This is a genomic window from Hymenobacter sp. UV11, assembly GCF_004684095.1.
Taxonomy (GTDB): Bacteria; Bacteroidota; Bacteroidia; order Cytophagales; family Hymenobacteraceae; genus Hymenobacter.
The window spans coordinates 371,471-392,823 of record NZ_SRII01000002.1 but is presented as its reverse complement, the minus strand read 5'-3'; the positions used below and the strand labels follow the sequence as shown (position 1 = coordinate 392,823).

Genomic DNA, 21,353 nt, shown 5'->3' with positions numbered 1-21,353 from the left:
GGTTAGTTCTGCACGAGAAAGGGCACGTTGCCGGTGGCCACATTGCCGTGCCCATCGTGGGCGTAGATAAATAACCGGTAGGCGCCTGGCTGGCTGGGCGCCGTGAGGGTGGTTTGGCCGGTAGCCCCGGCCGGTAGGGCGCCCGCCAGGGGGGTAGGGCGGCTTTCGCGGTCGCCACCCTGCTTGAGGTCGGTGCTTTCGGGCAGCAGCTCCCACTGGTAGGTGAGCGGGTCCTTCTCGGGGTCGGCTACGGCGGCCTGTATGGGGTAGGGCTGGCCGGGCTTTAGGTACACGCCGGCCGTAGCCGCCTTACCGTCAAGGGTTAAGACACTGATGTGCGGAGCACGATTTTGCGGGTAATGACCAGTCCAGAGGTATTGAATGACGTCCATCACCTCCGTTTCCTGGCCGTCTTCAGTAAAGAGGCCGTACCAGGTAGGCGTGCGCTCCTGCTTCTGGCCCCACAGAAATACGTAGCTGCCCAGGCAATGCGCCCGGTCCTTCTCTATCGAGGTTTCGTAGCGACTCTTATACACGGCGGCTTTTTGGCTGCTGGTTTCCTCCACCGAGGCTTTCCAGGGAGTTTGGGGGCCTTCCCAGTGGCCGGTGGGGCCCCACTCGGTCACGAGGTAGGGGCCAGTCCAGCCGGTATCGCGCACCTGCTGGGGCAGGGTAGCCAGGCCGGCGTAGGTGTTGATACTCAGGATATCCACGGCCGGGCAGCGCGCCTTTATGTACTCGACTTCCTTCTTCCCTACCCCCGCCAATACGGTCGATGTCGGGTGGTTGGGGTCGATTTCGTGAATCATCCGGGCGATGTCGTTCACGGCGTCCCACACCTTGGGGTTGGTGTAGTCGAGGTTCAGCTCGTTGCCGATGCCCCAGAGCAGCACGGCCGGGTCATCTTTATACTTCAGCACCTCACCCTTGATTTTTTGCAGCTGCGCAGCCACGGCCGCCGCATCGTTGTAGTCGAAGCCGTGGCGCTCGCGGGCCACGTCGAGGCCCAGCATCACGGTGAGGTGGTTTTTGTTGGCCTCGGCCAGCACGTTCGGCGCATCGCCGGTGCCCCAGGTGCGAATAGAGTTGCCACCGTAGGCCACGATGCGCTCGGGATATTGGCTGCCGCCCGCGCCTTTCACGAAGTAGGGTTGGCCGCCGCGCAGCAGCTCGTACTTGCCATTGGCCTGGCGCACAGTCACTTTGATGGGGGTAGCGGGTGGGTTGGCATTGGCTTGGGTGGCAAGGGCCAGCGCCGCCAGCGCCAGGCCAGCGCGTAGAAATGGGTAGCTCATGGGTGAGAAGGGGGGTAGGCCGCAAAAGTAGCCGGGCGGCTTGCTTTGGGCACTTATCTAGCAACGCAAAAAAGGAACGTCCTGCTGAACTTGTCAAAGCATCTTGGCCGCGCCGTTGAATTGCTGCTTCAACGACGCGGTAGAGATGCTTCGACAAGCTCAGCAGGACGTTCCTTTTCTAAGCAGTTACGCCTGCTCCTCGGTGGGCGGCGTGCCGCGGAAAGCATCCACTTTGCCCAGGCCGGTGGTGAGTTTTACGGGCTTGCCTTCCTTGGCCGACTTATAGATAGCTTCCATAATGCGCTGGTCTTGCAGGCCTTCTTCACCGGGCGTGTAGGGCGTTTTGTTGTCGCGCACGCACTCGGCCATATGGTCCATTTCGAGGGCAAACTGCTGCTTGTGGGGGTTGCTGGGCTGCTCGGTTACCTGCTTGCCCTTGGGGGCGTGCACCAGCTGCTGCTGGAGGCCTTGGTAGGAAAAAGCCGGGTCCATCTTGATGGTGCCGGTTTCGGCGTGCACGGCATAGCTTTTGGCATTGAACGAGCCGTAGCCACTGAGGCACTGCGAGATAACGCCGCTCGGGAAGCGCAGCGTAAAGCTCACGTTTTCTTCGATTTCCTTGAAGCGGTCGTCGCCAGGCGTGCTGTAGGTGTAGGCAAATACCTCGTTGGGCTCCTCGCCCAGCAAAAAGCGCGTGGTGTTGAGGCAGTACAGGCCAATGTCGGGCAGGGCGCCGCCGCCAGCCAGGGCTTTTTTGTGGCGCCACTGCTGGTCGTGGGCCTGGTTCTGGGAGTTCATCATCTGGATAAGCTTGGTCTGGCCGTACTGCTTGTCGCGCACCAGCTTCATAGCGGCGCGGTTGAGCGGCTCGTACTGAATGCGGTAGGCAATCATGAGCTTTTTGCCGGCCTTGTTGCAGGCCTCAATCATCTCCTCGCACTCCTTCACCGAGTTGGCCATCGGCTTTTCGCAGAGAATATGCTTGCCGGCCTTGGCGCCGCGCAGGGTAAACTCGTGGTGCATCGAGTTGGGCAGCACGATGTAGATAACCTGCACCTCGGGGTTATCCTTGAGCTTATCGTAGGTTTGGTACGAGTAGCAGCTGCTGGGCTTAATACCGTATTGCTTGGCCGCTTTAGCCATCTTTTCGGGGTCGCCGCTCACCAGGGCCACCGGCTTGGCATGCTTGCACTGGCCAAAGGCGGGCAGAATTTCGGCCAGCGTGAGGTGGCCGAGGCCCACAATGGCGTAGCCCACGCGCTGGTCGGGGGCATCGGGGTTGGGGAAAGGGCCGGGCTTGGGGTCGGTGGGCGCTTCGAGGGGGGGTAGGGTAATGTCGAGCGGGCCGGTGGGCGGCGGGGCGGTGCCAAAGCCACTGAGGTCGGCGGCCTCGGCGGCAGCCAGGGGCAAGGCCGAGGCCAGGCCGGCGGCCAGCAGCCCGCGCCCGGCGTGGTTGATGAACTGGCGGCGCGAGGCGTCGCAGGCCGTAGCCGCGGTGGTTTCGGCCGCCACGCGGTCAAGGGTATCGGCAGTGGAAGTTTCCTGGAACATATCTAGTTGACTTGTGAAAAAGAGTTAGCCAGCCTGTCCTTACGTGCCGAAGGCGGCAAAGAGTTGCCAGCCGGCCGAGTAAGCTCGGCGGTGATAACCTCTCCCGTACTGGCCGGTTTAGCAGGGGTCAATTACTAGCTGCCAGCGCTTTATGGTTCAGCATAAACACTTGACAGACAACGAGTAGTTAACGGATTATTCTTCACCCGACGCTTATTTCCTTTCGCATGTCCGCACTTTTCGAGCCGCTCACCTTGCGCGGCCTCACGCTCAAAAATCGCCTTGTTGTATCGCCCATGTGCCAGTACAGCGCCCAGGATGGCTTCGCCAACGACTGGCACCTGGTGCACCTGGGCAGCCGCGCCGTGGGCGGGGCCAGCCTGCTCATTCAGGAAGCCACGGCCGTATCGCCCGAGGGCCGCATCACGCCCGAAGACCTGGGCATCTGGAAAGACGAGCACATTGATTTTCAGCTGCGTATCAATCAGTTTATCGAAGCCCAGGGCAGTGTGCCAGGCGTGCAGCTGGCCCACGCCGGCCGCAAGGCCAGCACCTATACCAGCTGGCTCGGCCAGGGCCACGGGGCGGTGCCCGAGGCCGAGGGCGGCTGGCCGGTGGTGGCGCCCAGCGCTATTAAATTTTCCGACGACTATCCCCTGCCGGTGGCCCTGGATGCGGCGGGCATCAAAAAGGTCATTGCCGACTTCCGTAGCGCTACCGAGCGCTCGCTGGCCGCGGGCTTTAAGGTAATTGAGATTCATGCGGCGCACGGTTATTTGCTGCACGAGTTTTTGTCGCCGCTCAGCAACCAGCGCACCGACACCTACGGCGGCTCGTTTGAGAACCGCATACGGCTGCTGCTCGAAGTGGTGGCGGCCGTGCGCCAGGCCCTACCCCCCGATTTTCCGCTGTTCGTGCGCATCTCGGCCACCGACTGGACGGAGGGCGGCTGGACGGCCGACGAGTCGGTGCAGCTCAGCAGTTGGCTGCGTGAGCGCGGCGTAGACCTCGTAGACTGCTCAACGGGCGGCAACGTGGCCGACGCTAAAATCCCCGTCGGTCCCGGCTACCAGGTCGAGTTTGCCGAGCGCATCCGGCGCGAAGCGGGCATTGCTACCGGCGCGGTGGGCCTCATCACGACCCCCGCCGAGGCCGAGGAAATCGTGGCCAGCGGCCAGGCCGACCTCGTGCTGCTGGCCCGCGAGGAGCTGCGCGACCCGTATTTTCCGCTGCGGGCGGCGCACGAGTTGGGTGCCGACGTGACCTGGCCCGTGCAGTACGAGCGCGCCAAGCCGCGTAAATAAGCTGGCTTTGCGGAGCGATTGAAATGGCAAAGGTGGGTAGGAGAGTGCGCAGATTTGCGTACCTTTTGCCCACCTTTTCCCATCCAACTTCCTTCGCATGAGTCAGCTTCCTGAAAGCCCTTCCCGGCGCTCGTTTCTCAAACAAGGCACGGCTGCCACGGCCGGCGTTCTTATCGTGCCGCGCTTCGTGCTCGGCGGCAAGGGCTACACCGCCCCCAGCGACCAGCTGGTGATTGCCAGCGTGGGCGTGGGCGGCAAGGGCGAAAGCGACATTGCCGCCTTTGCCAAAACCGGCAAGGCCCGCATCGCCTACCTCTGCGACGTGGACGACCGCCGGGCGGCCAAGTCGCGCCAGGCATTTCCGAAGGCCGAGTATTACAAAGACTGGCGCAAGCTGTTCGATAAGGAGCACAAGCACTTCGATGCGGTGTCGGTGTCGACGCCCGACCACAACCACGCCATCACGACGCTGGCGGCCATGCAGCTGGGCAAGCACGTGTACGTGCAAAAGCCACTCACGCACGACATTTACGAGGCCCGCATGCTCACCGATGCGGCCAGGCGCTACCCCAAAGTGGTGACCCAAATGGGCAACCAGGGCGCCTCCAACGACGGCGTGCGGCAGCTAATGGAGTGGTACGACGCCGGCACCATCGGCGACGTGCACACCATTTATTGCTGGACCGACCGCCCGGTGTGGCCCCAGGGCATTGCCTGGCCCACCACCAAGGCCCCCGTGCCCGCCGAGCTGGACTGGGACCTGTGGCTGGGCACGGCGCCCCAGCGCGACTACGTGGATAAGCTGGTGCCCTTCAACTGGCGCGGCTGGTGGGACTACGGCACCGGCGCCCTCGGCGACATGGGTTGCCACCTGCTCGAAGCGCCCTTCCGGGTGCTCGATTTGCAATATGCTAATACGGTGCAAGCCAGCGTGGGCAGCGTGTACGTGGATGAGTTTAAGCGCGGCTATTTCCCCGACAGCTGCCCGCCATCGAGCCACGTTACGCTTACTTTCCCGAAGACGGCCAAAACCAAAGGCGACATCACGGTGCACTGGATGGACGGCGGCATTCAGCCCGAGCGCCCCGACGAGCTGGGCCCCAATGAGCTGTTTGGCGACGGCGGCAACGGCATCCTCTTCATCGGCGACAAGGGCAAGATGATGGCCAGCACCTACTCGGCCGACCCGCGCCTGCTACCCCTCTCCCGCAACCAGGAAGTGCACGTGCCCCAGACCTTGGCCCGCGTGCCCGGCCAGGCCAATGGCCACTACGGCCAGTGGGTAGAGGCCTGCCTGGCCGGCGCTGGCAAGATGAAAGTCAGCTCACCCTTCGAACTGGCCGGCCCGCTCACCGAGGCCCTGCTGATGGCCAACCTGGCCATCAGGGGCTACGACTTGCAGCAGCCCAAAGCCACCGGGCAGGGCTTCAACTACCCCGGCCGCGGCCGCAAGCTACTCTGGGACAACCAGCAAATGCGCATTACTAACCTCGACGAGGTCAACCAGTTTGTGAAGCGCGACTATCGCCAGGGCTGGAAGCTGGCGTAGGGTGATAATGACTGGAGTGACCAATAAGAACGTCATGCTTCGACAAGCTCAGCATGACGTTCTTATTGGTCACTCTTCATTAGTCACTTGTCGTTAGTTATTATCAGCCTGCACCATTTTGGCCGTTACCAGCAGCTGGCCTACGTGGCGGGTGGTGTGCTCGGCGGCGTGCACCAGCAGGCCGATTACGGTGCTGGGCAGTTGGGCGCGCCCTACCCCCCGCCACTCGGGCAACGTGGCCTCGGCGGTGTTTTCTAGCTGAGCCAAAGCCTTATCTACTTGCTGATAAAAGGCTTGCACCAGCTCCGGCACGGCGGCGTGCGTGGGCGACAGGCCTTCGGCGGCCAGGTAGGCCAGCTGGCTTTTGCTGAGGGCCTCGCCGCGGGCGTAGGTAAAGGTGCGGTCGAGCACGCCCGTGAGGTGGCGCAAGTGGAAGCCCACCGAAGCCAGGCCCAGCGGCCGGGCCGCCAGCCGGCCGGCCGGAAAGTCGGCCATTAGCGCAGCTACTTCTTCGCAGGCTTGCAGCAGGGCGTGGGCTACTGGCTGCAACAGCGGCGGCACGGCGGGCAAGGGGCCGCGCAGCCACACTTCGGGTAAGTTATCGGCCATCATAGTTAATCGGCTGGAGAATGATTCGGTGCCCTACCAGGCGGCTTGTTATTTATCTCACGGCGCCAGGTCGGTTTCGGGCTGGCGGGGCGAGGTAAAATAGTAGCTGCGAGCGGTGCCGCCAGTATCGGCGGCGTTGCGAATGGTGAGGCGCAAATGGTCGCCGCGCACCCACTCCGACGTCCGAAACGGCTTATTAAAGGCCCGGCCGTTGCGCTCGCTGTACTCATACAGCCGCAGGCGCACCAGGCGATGCTGCTGGTAGAGCTCGGCGAGCAGCGGCTTACCATTGGTGGTATAATAAAAGACTTTGGCTACGTCGGCGCTGTGGGTTTTGTGCTTAGTTATCTCCCTTTTTATCAATGGATAGGCAAAAGCCTTTGACTCATTTGTAGGTGACCCCCTGCGGGCCCGACTTTGAGTGCGAAGACTAGTGCCACCCAATGCCATAAACGAGCTGTGCGACCGCACAATGCGCGAATCGACGAACGCCCGCACCCGGGCGGCCCGCTGCCACAAGGAGTCGTGCTCGGTTTGGTAGGTAGTGGGGGGGGCGTCTTGGGCGTGGGCCACCAGGGGGGCCATAAGCAACCAGCTCAGCAGCAGTAGTAAGCAGTTTTTCACGGAAAAGGAAGGGAAAGAAAACCTACAGGCAGGCTGGCAAATATATGGGTGGCTCTCTGGATGCGGCTACCTCCGTAGCGCCCGTACCTTTGTGGGTGCGGCCCGGCCGCTGCTCTCTTGCTGCTTCGTAATGTCTGCTTCGCTCCCTACCCCCGCCCTGCTGGCCGCCGCCACGCAGTTTGGCACTCCCCTCTACGTGTACCAGGCCGATACCATTCGGGCCCAGTACCACAAGCTCACGACGGCCTTTGCTGGCCATCCTACGCGGTTTTTCTACGCCTGCAAGGCGCTTACCAACGTGGCCGTGCTGAAGGTGCTGCTGGCCGAGGGCGCGGGCCTCGACTGCGTGAGCATCAACGAGGTACGCCTGGGGTTGCACGTCGGCTTTCAGCCCGAGAATATTCTGTTTACGCCCAATAGCGTGGCGTTTAGCGAACTGGTGGAGGCCAAGGAGCTGGGCGTGAACCTCAACATCGACAACCTGGCCATTCTGGAGCAGTTTGGGGCTACTTACGGCGGCTCCTACCCCGTGTGTGTGCGCCTGAACCCGCACATTGAGGCGGGCGGCAACTACAAGATTTCGACCGGCCATATCGATAGCAAATTTGGCATCAGCATTCACCAGCTGCGGCACTTAGAGCGCGTGGTGAAGGGCACCGGCCTGCATGTGCGCGGCCTGCACATGCACACGGGCTCCGAAATCAAGGACGTGGCCGTGTTTCTGCGGGCACTGGAAATTTTATTTGACGCCGCCCGGCGCTTCCCCGACCTGGAGTTTCTGGACCTGGGCTCGGGTTTTAAAGTGCCCTACAAGCCCGGCGACCCCGAAACCGACATTACCGGCCTGGGCCAGCAGGTAGCGGCGGCCTTCCGGGAGTTTGAAACCGAATACGGCCGGCCGCTCGAAGCCTGGTTTGAGCCCGGCAAGTACCTGGTGAGCGAGGCGGGCTTTCTGCTGGTAGAAGTTTCGACGGTGAAGCACACCACGGCAACGGTGTTTGCGGGCGTCAATTCGGGCTTCAACCACCTCATTCGGCCCATGATGTACGACGCCTACCACTACATCAGCAACCTTTCGCGCCCCAACGGCCCGGAGCGTATGTACACGGTAGTCGGCAACATCTGTGAAACCGACACTTTTGCCTGGGACCGCCTGCTGCCCGAGGTGCGCGAGGGCGATGTGCTGGCCTTTCACAACGCCGGCGCCTACGGTTTTGAGATGAGCAGCTCGTTCAACTCGCGCCTGCGCCCCGCCGAGGTGCTGCTCGACGGCGACGCCGCCCCGCGCCTCATCCGCCGCCGCCAAACCTTCGAGGATTTACTGGCCGGGCAGGAGGGGTAGGACATGCTTTAGCTTGTCCGGCATGGAACGACCACGCACCGGACAAGCTAAAGCTTATCCTACACTGAGCAGCCAGTCGGTGGCTTCTTTTTCGTGCTCGAAATTGCGGTAGGTGTGGCCCAGCTTGCGGCTGGTCATCACGATGCTCGTCATGGCCAAGCGGGCAAATACGTCGTGCGCTACTACCACGGCACCGTAGCGGTAGCCGGCTTCGCGCACGGTTTGGGGCAGCCACTCGTTCACCATCCAGGTTTCTTCGGCGGGCTTGAAGGGGCTCATTTGCTGCTGATTGATGAGCAGGCGGCTCCAGTTGTGGCGCTGCAAAGCCTGGCGCACGTGCGTGAGCAAGGCCTTGAACTGCGCTTCTTCCCGCGGGCCGGGGTAGTAGTCGAGGCGCAGGTAGCCTTCGGGTTCTTCCCAAATGCAGCCGACGGTATTTTTGAAGTAGATAGTGCGGGTGAGGGCGGGCATAGCGCGCAAGTTGGGGTGCCCGGCGCAGAGCCGGCCGCAGGGGCGCGGGGCGGGCCTGCGCCTGGGCAACTTGCCTTAAACTGCGAAGCGCGCCGAGAAGTTAGCCCACCCGCCGCTTTACTTTGGCGGCATGAAACCTCGCCGCAAACCCGCTGCCCTGCGCGCCCCCGATTATTTTCCGGCCGAAAACGTGCTCACCGGCCTCGATGCGGCGCGCCTGCTGGCGCTGGGCCGCGAGCTGGAGCAATATCATTTTGTGGGCTGCGACCTGAGCGAGGCCAATCTGGCGGGCCTGCGCTTCGAAGATTGCCGCTTCGAGCGCTGCAACCTGACCACGGCCAAGCTCGGCGGCGCGGCCCTGCAAAACGTGGCCTTTGCCGACTGCAAGCTGCTGGGCGTGGCCTTTGGTGCGTGCCAGGATATGCTGTTTGGGGTGCATTTCGACCATTGCCAGCTCCGCTACGCCTCGTTTGGGGGCAAAAAGATGGTGGGCACCCGCTTCGCGCACTGCTCACTGGCCGAAACCGACTTCACCAACGCCGACTTGAGCGGGGCTGCATTTACTGATTGCGACCTCACGGGTACTATTTTCCACGATACCCGGTTGGTGGGCACCGACTTCACCACCGCTACCGGCTTCAGCCTTGACCCCGAGGCCAACGTGCTGACCGGCGCCCGCTTCGCCCTGGCCGGCCTGCCGGGCCTGCTCGACAAGTACAGGCTGGTGGTGGAGAATTAATGACTAATAACGATTGGCTAATAGCTATTTAATGAACGTCATGCTAAGCTTGTCGAAGCATCTCTACCGCGTAACTAACCTTAACCATTAGGATTACTTACGCGGCAGAGATGCTTCGACAAGCTCAGCATGACGTTCTTTACTACCCCTTATTCCACTTTCCCTACCCCCTCTTATGGACTCCATTCCGCCCGCCACCTACTACCGCTGGGACGACATGCCCAAGGACGAGCTTTCCGACACCATTTCGCGCCGCCTCATCACCGGCGACCAGATGATGCTGGCCCACGTGTACCTTAAGAAAGGCGCCATCGTGCCCAAGCATTCGCATCATAATGAGCAGATTACCTACATTCTGGAGGGCGCACTGCGCTTTCACCTCGGCGACGACGGCAGCCAGGAAGTAATCGTGCGCGCTGGTGAGGTGCTCACCATCCCGTCGTGGCTGCCCCACACCGCCGAGGCCTTGGAAGACACCCTCGACGTGGACGTGTTCAGCCCGCCCCGCCAGGACTGGCTCGACGGCAGCGACAGCTACCTGCGGAAGTAAGTGAGCTAGTGAATTGGGCAGGGGGTGAATTACTCCCTACCCCCCTCCTCCCCTCGCCAATTCGCTACCTAGCCTTTTCACCATTTCACCAATTCACCAATGGACCTCGGAATAACCGGAAAAGTGGCCCTCGTAACCGCCGCCAGCAAGGGCCTGGGCCGCGCCGTGGCCGAAGAGCTGGCCGCCGAAGGTGCGCACCTGGTGCTGTGCGCCCGCCACGACGACACCTTGCAGCAGACCTGCGCCGACATCCGCGCGGCTACCGGCGCGCGGGTGCTGGGCGTGGCCGCCGACGTGGCCAACCCCGCCGACGTGGCCCGCCTGGTGCAGGCCGCCCTGGCCGAGTTTGGGCAGGTAGATATCCTCGTCACCAACGCGGGCGGGCCGCCGGCCGGCACCTTTGCCCAGCACGATGCCGCCGCCTGGGACGCCGCTACCCGCCTGCTGCTCACCAGCGTAGTGGAGCTGACGCGGGCCGTGCTGCCCGGCATGCAGGCCCGCGGGTGGGGTAGGATTCTCAACATCACGTCCATTGCCGTGAAGCAGCCCGTGGCCGGCCTGCTGCTTTCCAATAGCCTGCGGGCGGCCGTGACGGGCATGGCCCGTACGCTGGCCAACGAGGTGGCGGCCAGCGGCATCACGGTCAACTGCATCCTGCCGGGCTACACGCGCACCGAGCGCGTGGAGCACCTGGCCGCTGCCGCCGCTACCCGCGAGGGCATCTCGGCCGAGCAGGCTACCGAGCGCTGGACCAGCGAGATACCCATGCGCCGCCTGGGCGAGCCGCGCGAGTTTGCGGCGTTGGCGGCGTTTCTGTGCTCCGAGCGGGCCAGCTATATCACCGGCACTTCCACGGCCGTGGATGGTGGGTGGGTGCGCGGACTTTTTTAGGAGTTGCTGGTTACACGTTTGTCATGGCGAGCGAAGCAATCGTCCCCGAACAAATCGTTCTAGGGCGATTGTTTCGCTTCGCTTGCCCTGCCAGATGTCCTCAAACTATAATACCCTTAGTTATCAGCCAGTTGATTACCCTACTTGTCGGCACCAACCGCCCCCAGTCCCGCGCCCGCATTGTGGCCGAGTTTTACGCTACCCTGCTCACGGAGCTGGGCGCGGCCTACCAGTTTATGGACCTGATGGAGCTGCCGGAGGACTTTCTCAACGTGGCGCTCTACCACAATGCCGGGCGGCACGACGATTTCAACGCCTTCATTGCCCCGCTCAACCAGTCCGATAAGCTCGTCATCATCGCGCCCGAATACAATTGCTCCATTCCCGGCGCGCTCAAGTCATTTATTGATGCCCTACCCTACCCCGGCGGCATCCGGGGCAAAAAGGCGGCCCTTATCAGCCTAAGCAGCGGCGGCATGGGCGGTGCGCTGGCCCTAAGCCACCTCACCGATATTCTATTTTACCTGGGCACTAATGTATTACCGCAGCGCGTGCGCCTGCCCGGCATCAGCAAGCACCTCTCGGCCGAGGGCAAGCTGAGCAGCCCGCTCTTTGAGCAATTGCTGCGCGAACAGGCCGAAGCGCTGCTGGCTTGGTAGGCTATGGGTACTGGGGCAAAAAAGAACGTCGTGCTCATCTGACGTTCTTTTTTGCCCCAGTACCTCTTACTTCTGCCGCGTTTTGAGCAGCAGCGTGAAACCGTAGAGCGTCACGGCCAGCACGCCCAGCGCCGAGAGCATGGCCACCGCGTCGCGGATATTTTTGCCCGCCCAGTCCAGCAGAAAAAACTTGTGGAGCACTGCGAAGGACAGGCCTTCGCGCCGGTCGCCATCGGTGACGAGGGCGGCGAGGCGGCCGGTGCCGGGCTCCACGTACAGGGCCGGGTGGCCGGGGCCGGCGTAGCTGAGCTTCATCACCGGCAGGCGCTTGTTTACGAAACCGTACTCACCGGCAAATTTGGTCACCAGCTCGGGGCTGCCCAGGCTGGCTAAGGAAGGCGCAAAGCCGCCTACCCCCCCCGCCGCGGCGGGCGTGCCGATGGCCGCCGGAGCTTCCGCTTCCGCGGTGGGCGGGGTGCAGCAGTCGGGTAGGGCGCCGTCTTCGGCCGCGCCGGTAGCGCTGGCCGTGGCCGGGTGGCCGTTGAGCGCCAGCATAAATTCCTGGCCCAGCTCGGCGGCGTAGCGCATCTCGCCGGCGGGCAGCGGCTGGCCGTCGCGGGTGCTGCGGTACTGCACAGTAGGCTTACCCTCAGAGCCTTTGCTAACGATGCGGTAGTAAGGCTGGCCGCCTACCCGCGCCAGCGATACCCGCGTGACGGGCGCGGGGCCGGGTAGGGCGTCGGTCAGCGGCCAGGTCAGTTCGCTGGCAGCGAAGGCACTCACCCGCGCCACTTCCTCGCGGCGGTCGGGGTTGAATTTCTGAATCAAATGGTAAGACGCGCTCAGGGCAAACGTGAACGTGACGAACGCCACCCACAGCCCCAGCGTGCGGTGGCGGCGGCGCAGCCAGCCCACCTGGTCCTGGGCCGAGCGCGGCTGCCGCAATTTCTTCCGCACGAAGCCGTAAATCACTAGCCCACTCAGGGCCGACAGCCAGATAACCGTCGTGAACACCAGCATAATACCCAGATGCAGCGGCCGGGGTAGGGCATCGAGAAAGTCCCAATTGTGCAGCATCCCAAATACCCACAGGAAGCGGGCGCGGGCGCGGTTGTTGAACGTGCCCATCCGGCTCTGCCCGGTTTCCACGAACACGGCCATGCCATCGGGCCGGGCGAAGGTGATTTTCCAGACTGGCAGTAGGCGGTTAATAAACTTATAGTCAGCCGTGTAGTGCGTCAGGCGCTCGGCACCGGCCATGGCACTGGTCGAGTCAGCCAGCAGGTAACGGGCCACGTCTTCGGCGTAGGCGCGGTCACCATCGGGCAACTCCTGGCCGGTGGCTGCGGCAAAGTAGCGCAGCCGCCCCCGGTAGTCAGTGACTTGATAATAAGGCTGATGCTCAAATTGCACCACCCGCAGATTCTGGATAGCCGCCAGGTGATGCTGGCTCAGCACTTGCGCCACGGGCACGGCCAGCGCATTGGGCCGCAGCGGGGGGGTAGGCACAGTTTCGTGCGCAATGGCCGGCCGCAACCAGTTAGACATCAGCGGGTGCGAGAGCCCGCTGAGCGTCCACATGATAACCGGCAGCAGGGTAACCAAACCCAGCGTGCGGTGCCAGCGGTACATATGGCGGCCCACGAAGCGCCGCACGGGCGAGGCCGCCGCGCGAGGCGGCGGCGTGGAAGTTGTTTGCATAAGAAAGCTTGTAAAACGGAGTGGCACTTCGTTAATCGCAGAAGAAAATGAGCTTGGAAGCGGCGTTCCACTCCGCTTTACAACTCGTTTTTCGCCTTAGCGGCAAACGTGTAGCCTACCCCCAGCGTGACGGTGCGAGGCGCCGCCGCCGTGTAGGTAGTGCCGTATTGGTTGGCCGTTACCAGCGTGGCGTACAGCTCATTACTTAGGTTTAGCACGTTGGCCCACACCTCCAGGCCGCGCAGGGCCGACTGGGGTAGGCGGTAGCCCAAGCGCAGGTTCAGCAGGTTGTAGCCGGCGTAGGTTTTGGTGTTGGCCGTGTTGGTGTAGTAGGAGCCAATGCGCTGATACTCCAGGCCCAGCCGCGCGCCGGGCACGAAGCGCGGCTTGTAGTACACCTCCGCGTTGGCAATCCAGTTGGGGGCGTTCACCATGCGGTTGCCCGAGTAGTCGCGGTTCTTACCTTGCAGTACCTCACTGTATTCCAGGTAGGTATGCCGAGCATTGGTACCGCTGAGGCGGAAGTTTACTTCCGAAACGGGCGCGTAGGTCAGCGTGTATTCGATGCCCTGGTGGCGGGTTGCGCCCACGTTCTGGCTCTGGGTCGTGTTGTCGGGCTGCAACAGGCTCACGATTTCGTTGCGGCCTTCCATCTGGTACACGCTCAGGTCGATATACACTTTGCGCTCAAATAGCGCCACCCAGCCGCCGGCCTCGTAGTTCTTGAAGTTGGCTTCCTTCAGCTCGATTGTCTGGCGCGAGCTGTAGAGGCTGTTGGTTTCGGGCGGCTGAAAACCGGTGCTGAAGTTGGCGTACACTCCCTGGGCCGGGCCTAGCGCGTAGGTCAGCCCCAGCTTGGGTGCCACGATATTGTACACGTTGTTTTGGGCCGCTTTTTTGGTGGTTTGCGCGCCACTTAGGTTATTCACAAAATTGTACTGAACCTGGTCGTAGCGCAGGCCGCCCACAATGCGCAGCGCCTCGGTAGCCTGCACCTCGTACTGGGCGTAGGCGGCCGCGTTGTAGAGGTCGGTTTTATAGTCGTCGAGGTAGCGGCCGGTATCGGTGTAGCCGGTGTAAAAATTATTGGCTACGTCTTTCTGGATGGTCAGGTAGCGGGCGTAGTAGGTGCTGGGGCTGTAGTCGAAATACCCGCCCACGATGAGCCGCGAGTTCAGAAAGCCCAGGTCGGCGCGGTGTTGCGCCAGCGCTCCATAGCTATGGAATGACTGGTTATTCACCTGCCCATTAGAGCTTTGGTACGCCCCATTCACACGCACGTCGGCGATGTAGTAGCTTGGTAGCTGCCCGGTCGAGTTATAGCGGGTATAAGCCGTGAGGACTGTTTGCTGGCTCGGGCTCCAGTCGTGCTCCAGGCGCAGGCTGGCGCGCACGGCCGTCACCACGCGGTCCGTGAAGCGGTTGTTACTGGTGTAGCTGCGGCTGTAGAAATGGGCGCTATCAACGGTGCCGGGCGTCTGGGTGTTGAGGTAGTTGTAGGTGCCCATTCCCACGAGCCGGGTTTTAGCACTAAAAGCATAGTCGGCCCGCGCCGTCCACGACTCCTTATCGAAATCGGTATAGTCCTGCCAGCCGTTGCGCTGCCGGGCCGCGTAGCCGCCCGCATACAGCCCAAGCTTGCCCACCGTGCCGCTGGCGCTGGCATCGACGCGCCGGTAGCCGTAGTTATCGCCCTGCACCGACGCGCCCACCGTGGGCAGGGGGGTAGGGCGCTGGGTCAGAAAATTGATGGCCCCGCCAATGGCATTGGAGCCGTAGAGCGACGAGGCCGGCCCTTTCACCACCTCCATGCTGCGCACGCCGGCCTGGTTTATCTCATAAAGCGCGTTGTGGTTGAAGATACCGATGGGCCGAATTGGCAGGCCATCTTCCAGGTACAGGTACACCGCATTGGTACTAATCGGCTGGCGAATAGCCATCATATGCTGCTCATTGCCCAGGTTTACCATGTACACGCCGGCCACCTTGTTCAGCAGCTGGTAGGGTGCGGTGGCCTTAGAATCGGCAATGAGCTGCGGTGATATCTGGCTGATGGCCACCGGCTCCTGGGTGCGCCGCTCCTGCTCGCGGCTGGCCGACACTACTACCCCCTGCAAAGTGACCGGGGCCGCTTCGAGGCGCACCGTGAGGGGCTGGCCGCTGGCCAGCACCCGCACATTCTGGGTGTTATAGCCAATAAATGAGATAATTACCTCGCGTGTTCCGGCCGCTATGGGCAGGCTAAACCGACCATTGGCGTCGGTGGTGGCACCTACGCGGGTGCTGGGCAGTACCACGGTCACGCCCGGCAGCGGCTGCTGCGACTGCGCGTCGAGCACGGTGCCGCGCAACGGTGCTTGCTGCGCGTGGGCGCAGCCCAGACTAGCTACGGCCAGCCCGGCAATCCTAAAAACAGACTTCATCCCTTGATAATCAAGCTAAAAACAAACCAAGAGGGCAAGGCGCGGCGCGGCCGGACGCGCGCAATGCGGCATCCAGGCCTGGGCCGGCCGGCAACTCCCCGAGCGAAGGTTGGTTTTTAGCCGAGCGGCGGCCGGAAGACCGCGCCCAGCGGCGCAGCGTAGTGGCCCGGCACCAGATGGCCGTAGCGCAGGGCTACCCGCGCCACTGCGCGCAGGGACTGTGGTTGCCAGCCGCTGAATGCCCCCGGCAGCATTTCTAGCCGCTCCTTAAGCGGGCTGGCCGACTTGCTTTCGCGGTCCTGCTGCTTTTTGAGCTGCTTGGCAAAGTAGCATTTGCCATCGCAATGCAGCTCGGGCCGCGCCTTGTTCACGCAAAAGCGCGCCGTGATAGTGGCCCGGTTCAGCGCGTAATCCACCACCAACAGCTCGCGGCTGAAGGTTTGCAGCAGCACCAGAGCCGCGAGCAAATAGGCGAAAACAGGCTTCAAGGACGAAAAATGGCTTAACCGACGACAAAAGTAGCGCCAGCCAGCGAGTATTCACACCTTCGCTACTCGCCTGCTGCTATCTTTGGTAGCTGTCCGTTCGCTGCGCATCATGCGCCCGCTGGCCTTCTTTCTCACCGCGCCAGCCAGCACCGCAACGGCCAGACCGCATAGAAGACTTTTCGGCCGCCAACGGCGCACGACTGAACTTTTCCAAATGCGGTGCGTGTGGAGGAAGGTGCCCCCGACGCAGTAGTTGCCAGGCTTCTACCACCCCAATGCAGGGGGTAGGGCCGGGTTGAGAGCATCTGCCTACTTCCACTCAATCAGCATTTTATCGATGACTACTCGTCACTTTTTCGCAGTTTCCGCGCTGCTTCTTTCCCTCTCGGCCGGCCTGCTCAATGGCTGCAAAAAGGACAGCTCCGCTAGCAGCCAGCCCACCGTGGGCACCGTTTCGCTAGCCCTGAACAACGTGGCGGGGAGCAAGGCCGTCGCGCTCGACGGCACTACCTACACCACGGAGAGTGGCGAAACCTTCAGCATCAGCACGTTGGAATATTATATCTCCAACGTCGTTTTCACCAAAACTGACGGCAGCACTTATGCCGCGCCAGGCGTGTACCACCTGGTGAACGTGGCCAAGCCTAGCACCACCTCGTTTACCATTGACAACGTGCCAACGGGCGACTACTCAGGCGTGAAGTTTACGGTGGGCGTCGATTCGACTACGACCAAGGCCGACCCGCTCTCGCTGCCTGGCGACCTCAACCCGGCCAATAATATGTACTGGGTGTGGGCTACGGGCCACATTTTTATGAAGCTCGAAGGCAACGTGACCTCGGCCGGCAACAAGGCCCTGACCTGCCACGTGGGCGGCTACCGCGCCCCGTACAGCGCCATTGTCACGGCCGCGCCGTCGTTTAACGGCGCTACCCTACCCGTGCGCGCCGACCACAATGCCGCCATTAACCTCACAGCCGATGTGCTCAAGCTGTTTGATGGCGGCACGCGCTTCGCGCTCAGCACGTTCCCGACCACGATGGAGCCCAGCCCCTCGTCGGTGCAAGTGGCCCAAAACTACGCGGCCAGCATGTTCACGGTCAAGACCATCAACGCCAACTAGGGGGGGTAGGGCCATGCGGGCGCTCAGGCAACTTTCGGCACGGGACCGGCTACTGGCGCGCGGCGGGATGCTAGCCGGCCTGGCGCTGAGTGCGTTGGCCCTGGGGCTGGTGGCGGTGGCGCCCGCGCCTCTGCCGCCCGGTGCCGGGCAGCCGGCCAATTTCCCGGCTATGACCTACCAGCTAGCCCAAAACCAGCCCGACCAGGCCACGTTTGAACTGGGCCGGCGGCTGTTCTACGACCCCCGGCTGTCGCGCAGCGGCGCGGTGGCCTGCGCCTCGTGCCACCAGCAAAGCCGGGCCTTCACCGATGGCCGGGCCCTGGCCGTGGGGGTAGGCGGCCGCCTAAGCCCGCGCAACGCTCCGGCCCTGCAAAACCTGCGCTGGCGCCACGGCTTCATGGCCGACGGCGGCGTGCTGGGCCTGGAGTTGCAAGCCCTGGCCCCGCTCACCAGCCCCGCCGAGATGGATACGCCCCTGGCCGACGCCCTGGCCCGCCTCAACGCCGACCCGGCCTACCGGCGGCGCTTCGCGGCCATCTATGGGCCGGGGCAGATTGACACGCCGCAGCTGCTGCGGGCGCTGGCGCAGTTCACGGCGGCGCTTACCTCGGGCCAATCGCGCTACGACAAGCACGTGCGGCACGAGGCGGGCGGCACCTTCAGCGCACCGGAGCAGCGCGGCCGTATGCTGTTCGTGGCCAAGTGCGGCGGCTGCCACGCCACCGATTTATTCACCGACGAGAGTTTCCGCAACAACGGCCTCGACCGCACGTTTCCGCGCGATTCGGGGCGGGCGCACATCACGGCCCGGCCCTTCGACCGGGGCCGCTTCAAGGTGCCGAGCCTGCGCAACGTGGCCCGCACCGCGCCCTATATGCACGATGGCCGCTTTGCTGCCCTGCCCCAGGTACTCGCCCATTACGCCCACGGCGTGCAGCCCTCCCCTACCCTCGACCCACTACTGCATCGGCCGGATGGCCGGCTGGGCATCCCGCTTTCTGATACCCAACAAGCTGATTTACTGGCCTTCCTTAACACACTCACGGACCAGGAATTCCTGACTGACCAGCGCCTTACCCCGCCCCGCTAGGCCCACCGGCACTGGGAGTAACGCCGCTTTGGTGGCCCCCGGAAACCAAGCCGCCTGGTTTCGTCGTTACCGCCGCAACGTCGCTTATTTTCGCCTCTTAAACCTGCTCAATGGCCTTTCGCACTACTACCCTTTCGTACGCTGGTGTGCTGCTGAGCGCCCTGGCGCTGGGCATTGCCAGCTGTAGCAAAGGCGGGGGCAGCGGCAGCAACGAACCACCCACACCGACCGCGCCCACGGCCTACGCGCTCGCGGTGCCGGCGGGTTTCCCTACCCCCGTCATTCCGGCCGATAACCCGCTCACCAACGAGGGGGTAGCGCTAGGCCGGCGGCTGTTTTACGAAAAGGCGTTGTCGAGCACCGGCACCATGAGCTGCGGCTCGTGCCACCAGCAAAGCAAGGCCTTCACCGATGGCCTACCGCTGGCCGTGGGCGTCGATGGCGTGGCCAACCCGCGCGGCACCATGTCCTTGATTAATGCGCTCTGGAGCACCCAGCTCACCTGGGACGGCGCTTTCACCACCCTCGAAACCCAGGCCCTTAAGCCCCTCGAAAATGCCGTTGAGCTGCACCAGCCACTTACAGTGGGGGTAGGGAAGTTGCAGGCCATAGCCGCCTACCCCCCATTATTTCTGGCAGCCTTCGGTACCAGCACTATCACCAATGAGCTGTTGCTCAAAGCCCTGGCGCAATTCGAGCGCACGCTCATTTCGGGTAGTTCGCGCTACGACACCTACATGGTGACCCGCCTGGGCCTCACGACCGATGAGGTGGCGGGCCTCAAGCTTTATACCACGCACATTGCGCCGGGCTCGGTGCGCGGGGCCGAGTGCTTCCACTGCCACACCCAGCCGCTGATGTCGTCGAATTACGAGGGCAAGTTTTTCAATAACGGCCTCGACCATACCTTCACTGACCCCGGCCGCGGCGGCCTCACCAAGCTGGCCGTGGACCAAGGCAAGTTTATCGCGCCGACTCTGCGTAACATCGCCCTCACCGCGCCCTATATGCACGATGGCCGCTTCAAAACCCTGGAAGAAGTGCTCGACCACTACTCCGACCACGTGCAGATGAACAGCCCCAACCTCGACCCCAATCTCGCCGCGCCCGCCGGCATCAACGACCCACCCTTCGGCACCCACATGGACCTCACAGCCACCGAGAAAAAACAGGTTGTCGCCTTCCTAAAAACCCTGACTGACTCTACGTTTATCACCGACAAGCGGTTCGCCAATCCCAACTGACCACTGATTAGCACGGATTCTACCGGATTTCACGGATTTTGTGGACGATTTACAACTCAAAATATACAGCACAAGAAAGGCCACCCGTTTGGGTGGCCTTTTCATTTCAACCGATTATCTGACGCTTAGCTAATCGTCCACAAAATCCGTGAAATCCGGTAAAATCCGTGCTAATCAGTGGTCTAGTCGACATTGTCGTGCAGAAAGCGATTATCCCCCAGCAGCTCATTGTCATCGCTTAGATTGAAGCGCGAGATGTTTTGGGCGCTGCTTGGGGTCACGGGTTCCAGCTTCTGGCCGCGGCGCAGGTAGGCGGGCGTGTCGAGGTGGGTCGTGGCTTCGGGCGAGAGGCCCTGGCTCTGGCTGAGCTGCTGCAAGCGGCGGCGGCGCTCCTCAGCCTGAGCCTCCAGCATGGCCGGGCGCGGGCGCGGCGCGCTGGGCTGCGGCCCTACCCCTTGCCCTTGTCCCTGACCCGGCAGCAGCACCGGGTCGCCGGGCGCGGTGATGGGCGCGCCGGCCAGGCCGGTTTGCGCATTAGGAGTGGCCGGGCCGTTGAGTTCGTAGGTAACGCGGACCGGCTCGGGCGCGGCGGGCGTGGTGAAAGTAGGCACCACCGGCGCCGGCTGGCTCGGGCGCGTCGGCTCGGGCGCGCTGGCTTGGGGCTCCGGGATGGGGGTAGGGGCCACGGTTTCGGGTGCTCCCTCGGGGCGGCCGCTGGTCGAGATAGTGTGCGCCTCGCGGGCAAAACCCGTGGCAATAACCGTAACCCGGATGCTTTGGCCCAGCGTGTCGTCGGTGCCGTGGCCGAAAATCATCTCGGCATCTTCGCCGGCCTTGCCCTGGATGTACTCCGTGATTTCCGACAGCTCATCCATCTCCAGCTCGGCCTGGTCGCCCGACATAATGCTGAGCAGAATCTTCTGTGCCCCCTGAATATCGGTGTTGTTGAGCAGCGGCGAGTTCAGGGCCTCCTCGGCGGCGCGGCGGGCACGGTTCTCGCCCTCCGTCACGGAACTGCCCATTACGGCCGCACCCGAGTCCTTCATCACCGTTTTCACGTCTTCGAAGTCCACGTTCACGTCGGCCGTAACGGTAATGATTTCCGCAATCGACTTGGCGGCCGTGGTTAGCACCGTATCGGCCTTTGCGAAGGCCTGGCCCATGGTCAGGTTACCATACAGCTGGCGCAATTTATCGTTGAGAATTACCAGCACCGTATCGCAGTGCTCGCTCAGCTCCTTGATGCCTTGCTCGGCCTGGTCGCGCTTCTTCTTGCCTTCAAACAGGAAAGGAGCCGTCACGATGCCCACCGTCAGAATATTCAGTTCCTGGGCCACCTGCGCAATAACCGGCGCCGCGCCGGTGCCCGTGCCGCCGCCCATACCGGCCGTGATAAACAGCATCTTGGTGCCGTTGCTCAGCAGCTCCCGGATTTGCTCGCGGCTCTCCATCGCCGCCTGGCGGCCACGCTCGGGCTTGGCGCCCGCGCCGAGGCCCTCGGTCAGGTCCACCCCAATCTGGAGCTTATTGGGTACCGTCGAGCTTTCCAGCGCCTGCCGGTCGGTGTTGCAGATGATAAACTCCACGTCCTTGATGCCCTGCTTATGCATGTGCTTCACGGCGTTGGAGCCCCCGCCCCCTACCCCAATCACCTTAATGATGGAACGGCTCTGGGTTGGAATGTCGAAGGTAAAATTCAT

At 62.8% G+C, this 21,353-nt stretch carries 19 protein-coding genes; 10 read left to right on the top strand and 9 right to left on the bottom strand.

The annotated features are described in order from the left end of the window. Nucleotides 1-2 precede the first annotated feature (2 nt). Both E4631_RS04200 and E4631_RS04195 read right to left on the bottom strand, forming a co-directional pair. Nucleotides 3-1,295: a glycoside hydrolase family 2 TIM barrel-domain containing protein gene (locus tag E4631_RS04200; RefSeq protein ID WP_133659891.1), complete on the bottom strand. Its 1,293-nt coding sequence runs from the start codon at nucleotides 1,293-1,295 to the stop codon at nucleotides 3-5. 186 nt (nucleotides 1,296-1,481) lie between these two features. Beyond that, nucleotides 1,482-2,846, bottom strand: a complete 1,365-nt coding sequence (locus E4631_RS04195) for a Gfo/Idh/MocA family protein (RefSeq protein ID WP_133659892.1) — start codon at nucleotides 2,844-2,846, stop codon at nucleotides 1,482-1,484. Nucleotides 2,847-3,073: 227 nt separating this feature from the next. Between E4631_RS04195 and E4631_RS04190 the strand changes: the two genes are divergently transcribed. Both E4631_RS04190 and E4631_RS04185 read left to right on the top strand, forming a co-directional pair. Further along, complete coding sequence (locus E4631_RS04190) at nucleotides 3,074-4,150, top strand: NADH:flavin oxidoreductase/NADH oxidase (protein WP_133659893.1); 1,077 nt, start codon at nucleotides 3,074-3,076, stop codon at nucleotides 4,148-4,150. A gap of 97 nt (nucleotides 4,151-4,247) precedes the next feature. After that, on the top strand, nucleotides 4,248-5,699 hold the full coding sequence (locus tag E4631_RS04185; RefSeq protein ID WP_133659894.1) for a Gfo/Idh/MocA family protein: 1,452 nt from the start codon (nucleotides 4,248-4,250) through the stop codon (nucleotides 5,697-5,699). A gap of 93 nt (nucleotides 5,700-5,792) precedes the next feature. Here the strand turns inward: E4631_RS04185 and E4631_RS04180 are convergent, their stop codons facing one another. Together E4631_RS04180 and E4631_RS04175 are read right to left on the bottom strand one after the other, a co-directional pair. Beyond that, entirely contained in the window at nucleotides 5,793-6,308 is a 516-nt protein-coding gene (locus tag E4631_RS04180; RefSeq protein WP_133660002.1) for a DinB family protein, read from the bottom strand. Nucleotides 6,309-6,365: 57 nt separating this feature from the next. Next, on the bottom strand, nucleotides 6,366-6,932 hold the full coding sequence (locus E4631_RS04175) for a hypothetical protein (RefSeq protein WP_133659895.1): 567 nt from the start codon (nucleotides 6,930-6,932) through the stop codon (nucleotides 6,366-6,368). 130 nt (nucleotides 6,933-7,062) lie between these two features. On the opposite strand from E4631_RS04175, the gene lysA reads away from it, so the two are divergent. After that, nucleotides 7,063-8,274: a diaminopimelate decarboxylase gene (gene lysA / locus E4631_RS04170; RefSeq protein ID WP_133659896.1), complete on the top strand. Its 1,212-nt coding sequence runs from the start codon at nucleotides 7,063-7,065 to the stop codon at nucleotides 8,272-8,274. 54 nt (nucleotides 8,275-8,328) lie between these two features. On the opposite strand, the gene E4631_RS04165 is transcribed toward lysA, so the two are convergent. Continuing rightward, the gene (locus tag E4631_RS04165; protein ID WP_133659897.1) at nucleotides 8,329-8,745 is read right to left on the bottom strand and encodes a hypothetical protein; all 417 of its coding nucleotides are present in this window, start codon (nucleotides 8,743-8,745) and stop codon (nucleotides 8,329-8,331) included. A gap of 130 nt (nucleotides 8,746-8,875) precedes the next feature. On the opposite strand from E4631_RS04165, the gene E4631_RS04160 reads away from it, so the two are divergent. The 4 genes from E4631_RS04160 (at nucleotide 8,876) to E4631_RS04145 (ending at nucleotide 11,584) form a co-directional block, all read left to right on the top strand. After that, on the top strand, nucleotides 8,876-9,484 hold the full coding sequence (locus E4631_RS04160) for a pentapeptide repeat-containing protein (protein ID WP_133659898.1): 609 nt from the start codon (nucleotides 8,876-8,878) through the stop codon (nucleotides 9,482-9,484). 175 nt (nucleotides 9,485-9,659) lie between these two features. Next, on the top strand, nucleotides 9,660-10,034 hold the full coding sequence (locus tag E4631_RS04155; RefSeq protein ID WP_133659899.1) for a cupin domain-containing protein: 375 nt from the start codon (nucleotides 9,660-9,662) through the stop codon (nucleotides 10,032-10,034). Nucleotides 10,035-10,133: 99 nt separating this feature from the next. Beyond that, nucleotides 10,134-10,925, top strand: coding sequence for an SDR family oxidoreductase (locus E4631_RS04150; RefSeq protein WP_133659900.1), 792 nt, complete (start codon nucleotides 10,134-10,136; stop codon nucleotides 10,923-10,925). A gap of 131 nt (nucleotides 10,926-11,056) precedes the next feature. Next, complete coding sequence (locus E4631_RS04145; protein ID WP_133659901.1) at nucleotides 11,057-11,584, top strand: NADPH-dependent FMN reductase; 528 nt, start codon at nucleotides 11,057-11,059, stop codon at nucleotides 11,582-11,584. A 66-nt stretch (nucleotides 11,585-11,650) separates the two neighbouring features. Here the strand turns inward: E4631_RS04145 and E4631_RS04140 are convergent, their stop codons facing one another. The 3 genes from E4631_RS04140 to E4631_RS04130 form a co-directional block, all read right to left on the bottom strand. Continuing rightward, nucleotides 11,651-13,285: a PepSY domain-containing protein gene (locus E4631_RS04140; RefSeq protein ID WP_133659902.1), complete on the bottom strand. Its 1,635-nt coding sequence runs from the start codon at nucleotides 13,283-13,285 to the stop codon at nucleotides 11,651-11,653. A 77-nt stretch (nucleotides 13,286-13,362) separates the two neighbouring features. Then, entirely contained in the window at nucleotides 13,363-15,708 is a 2,346-nt protein-coding gene (locus E4631_RS04135) for a TonB-dependent receptor (RefSeq protein WP_133659903.1), read from the bottom strand. 116 nt (nucleotides 15,709-15,824) lie between these two features. Then, nucleotides 15,825-16,196: a hypothetical protein gene (locus E4631_RS04130; protein WP_133659904.1), complete on the bottom strand. Its 372-nt coding sequence runs from the start codon at nucleotides 16,194-16,196 to the stop codon at nucleotides 15,825-15,827. 337 nt (nucleotides 16,197-16,533) lie between these two features. Between E4631_RS04130 and E4631_RS04125 the strand changes: the two genes are divergently transcribed. The 3 genes from E4631_RS04125 (at nucleotide 16,534) to E4631_RS04115 (ending at nucleotide 19,653) form a co-directional block, all read left to right on the top strand. Then, nucleotides 16,534-17,319, top strand: coding sequence for an MbnP family protein (locus E4631_RS04125; RefSeq protein WP_133659905.1), 786 nt, complete (start codon nucleotides 16,534-16,536; stop codon nucleotides 17,317-17,319). Nucleotides 17,320-17,386: 67 nt separating this feature from the next. After that, entirely contained in the window at nucleotides 17,387-18,409 is a 1,023-nt protein-coding gene (locus E4631_RS04120) for a cytochrome-c peroxidase (RefSeq protein WP_133659906.1), read from the top strand. Nucleotides 18,410-18,519: 110 nt separating this feature from the next. After that, complete coding sequence (locus E4631_RS04115) at nucleotides 18,520-19,653, top strand: cytochrome-c peroxidase (protein ID WP_133659907.1); 1,134 nt, start codon at nucleotides 18,520-18,522, stop codon at nucleotides 19,651-19,653. Nucleotides 19,654-19,835: 182 nt separating this feature from the next. Here E4631_RS04115 and ftsZ read toward each other — a convergent pair whose 3' ends face one another. Beyond that, nucleotides 19,836-21,353 carry a cell division protein FtsZ gene (ftsZ, locus tag E4631_RS04110; protein ID WP_133659908.1) on the bottom strand — a complete coding sequence of 506 codons (1,518 nt, stop codon included), beginning with the start codon at nucleotides 21,351-21,353 and terminating at the stop codon, nucleotides 19,836-19,838.

Bases quoted from the DNA above. Each gene is read 5' to 3' on its own strand.
- E4631_RS04200 (WP_133659891.1), bottom strand. From the start codon at position 1,295: ATGAGCTACCCATTTCTACGCGCTGGCCTGGCGCTGGCGGCGCTGGCC.
- E4631_RS04195 (WP_133659892.1), bottom strand. From the start codon at position 2,846: ATGTTCCAGGAAACTTCCACTGCCGATACCCTTGACCGCGTGGCGGCC.
- E4631_RS04190 (WP_133659893.1), top strand. From the start codon at position 3,074: ATGTCCGCACTTTTCGAGCCGCTCACCTTGCGCGGCCTCACGCTCAAA.
- E4631_RS04185 (WP_133659894.1), top strand. From the start codon at position 4,248: ATGAGTCAGCTTCCTGAAAGCCCTTCCCGGCGCTCGTTTCTCAAACAA.
- E4631_RS04180 (WP_133660002.1), bottom strand. From the start codon at position 6,308: ATGGCCGATAACTTACCCGAAGTGTGGCTGCGCGGCCCCTTGCCCGCC.
- lysA (WP_133659896.1), top strand. From the start codon at position 7,063: ATGTCTGCTTCGCTCCCTACCCCCGCCCTGCTGGCCGCCGCCACGCAG.
- E4631_RS04165 (WP_133659897.1), bottom strand. From the start codon at position 8,745: ATGCCCGCCCTCACCCGCACTATCTACTTCAAAAATACCGTCGGCTGC.
- E4631_RS04160 (WP_133659898.1), top strand. From the start codon at position 8,876: ATGAAACCTCGCCGCAAACCCGCTGCCCTGCGCGCCCCCGATTATTTT.
- E4631_RS04155 (WP_133659899.1), top strand. From the start codon at position 9,660: ATGGACTCCATTCCGCCCGCCACCTACTACCGCTGGGACGACATGCCC.
- E4631_RS04150 (WP_133659900.1), top strand. From the start codon at position 10,134: ATGGACCTCGGAATAACCGGAAAAGTGGCCCTCGTAACCGCCGCCAGC.
- E4631_RS04140 (WP_133659902.1), bottom strand. From the start codon at position 13,285: ATGCAAACAACTTCCACGCCGCCGCCTCGCGCGGCGGCCTCGCCCGTG.
- E4631_RS04135 (WP_133659903.1), bottom strand. From the start codon at position 15,708: ATGAAGTCTGTTTTTAGGATTGCCGGGCTGGCCGTAGCTAGTCTGGGC.
- E4631_RS04125 (WP_133659905.1), top strand. From the start codon at position 16,534: ATGACTACTCGTCACTTTTTCGCAGTTTCCGCGCTGCTTCTTTCCCTC.
- E4631_RS04120 (WP_133659906.1), top strand. From the start codon at position 17,387: ATGCTAGCCGGCCTGGCGCTGAGTGCGTTGGCCCTGGGGCTGGTGGCG.
- E4631_RS04115 (WP_133659907.1), top strand. From the start codon at position 18,520: ATGGCCTTTCGCACTACTACCCTTTCGTACGCTGGTGTGCTGCTGAGC.
- ftsZ (WP_133659908.1), bottom strand. From the start codon at position 21,353: ATGAATTTTACCTTCGACATTCCAACCCAGAGCCGTTCCATCATTAAG.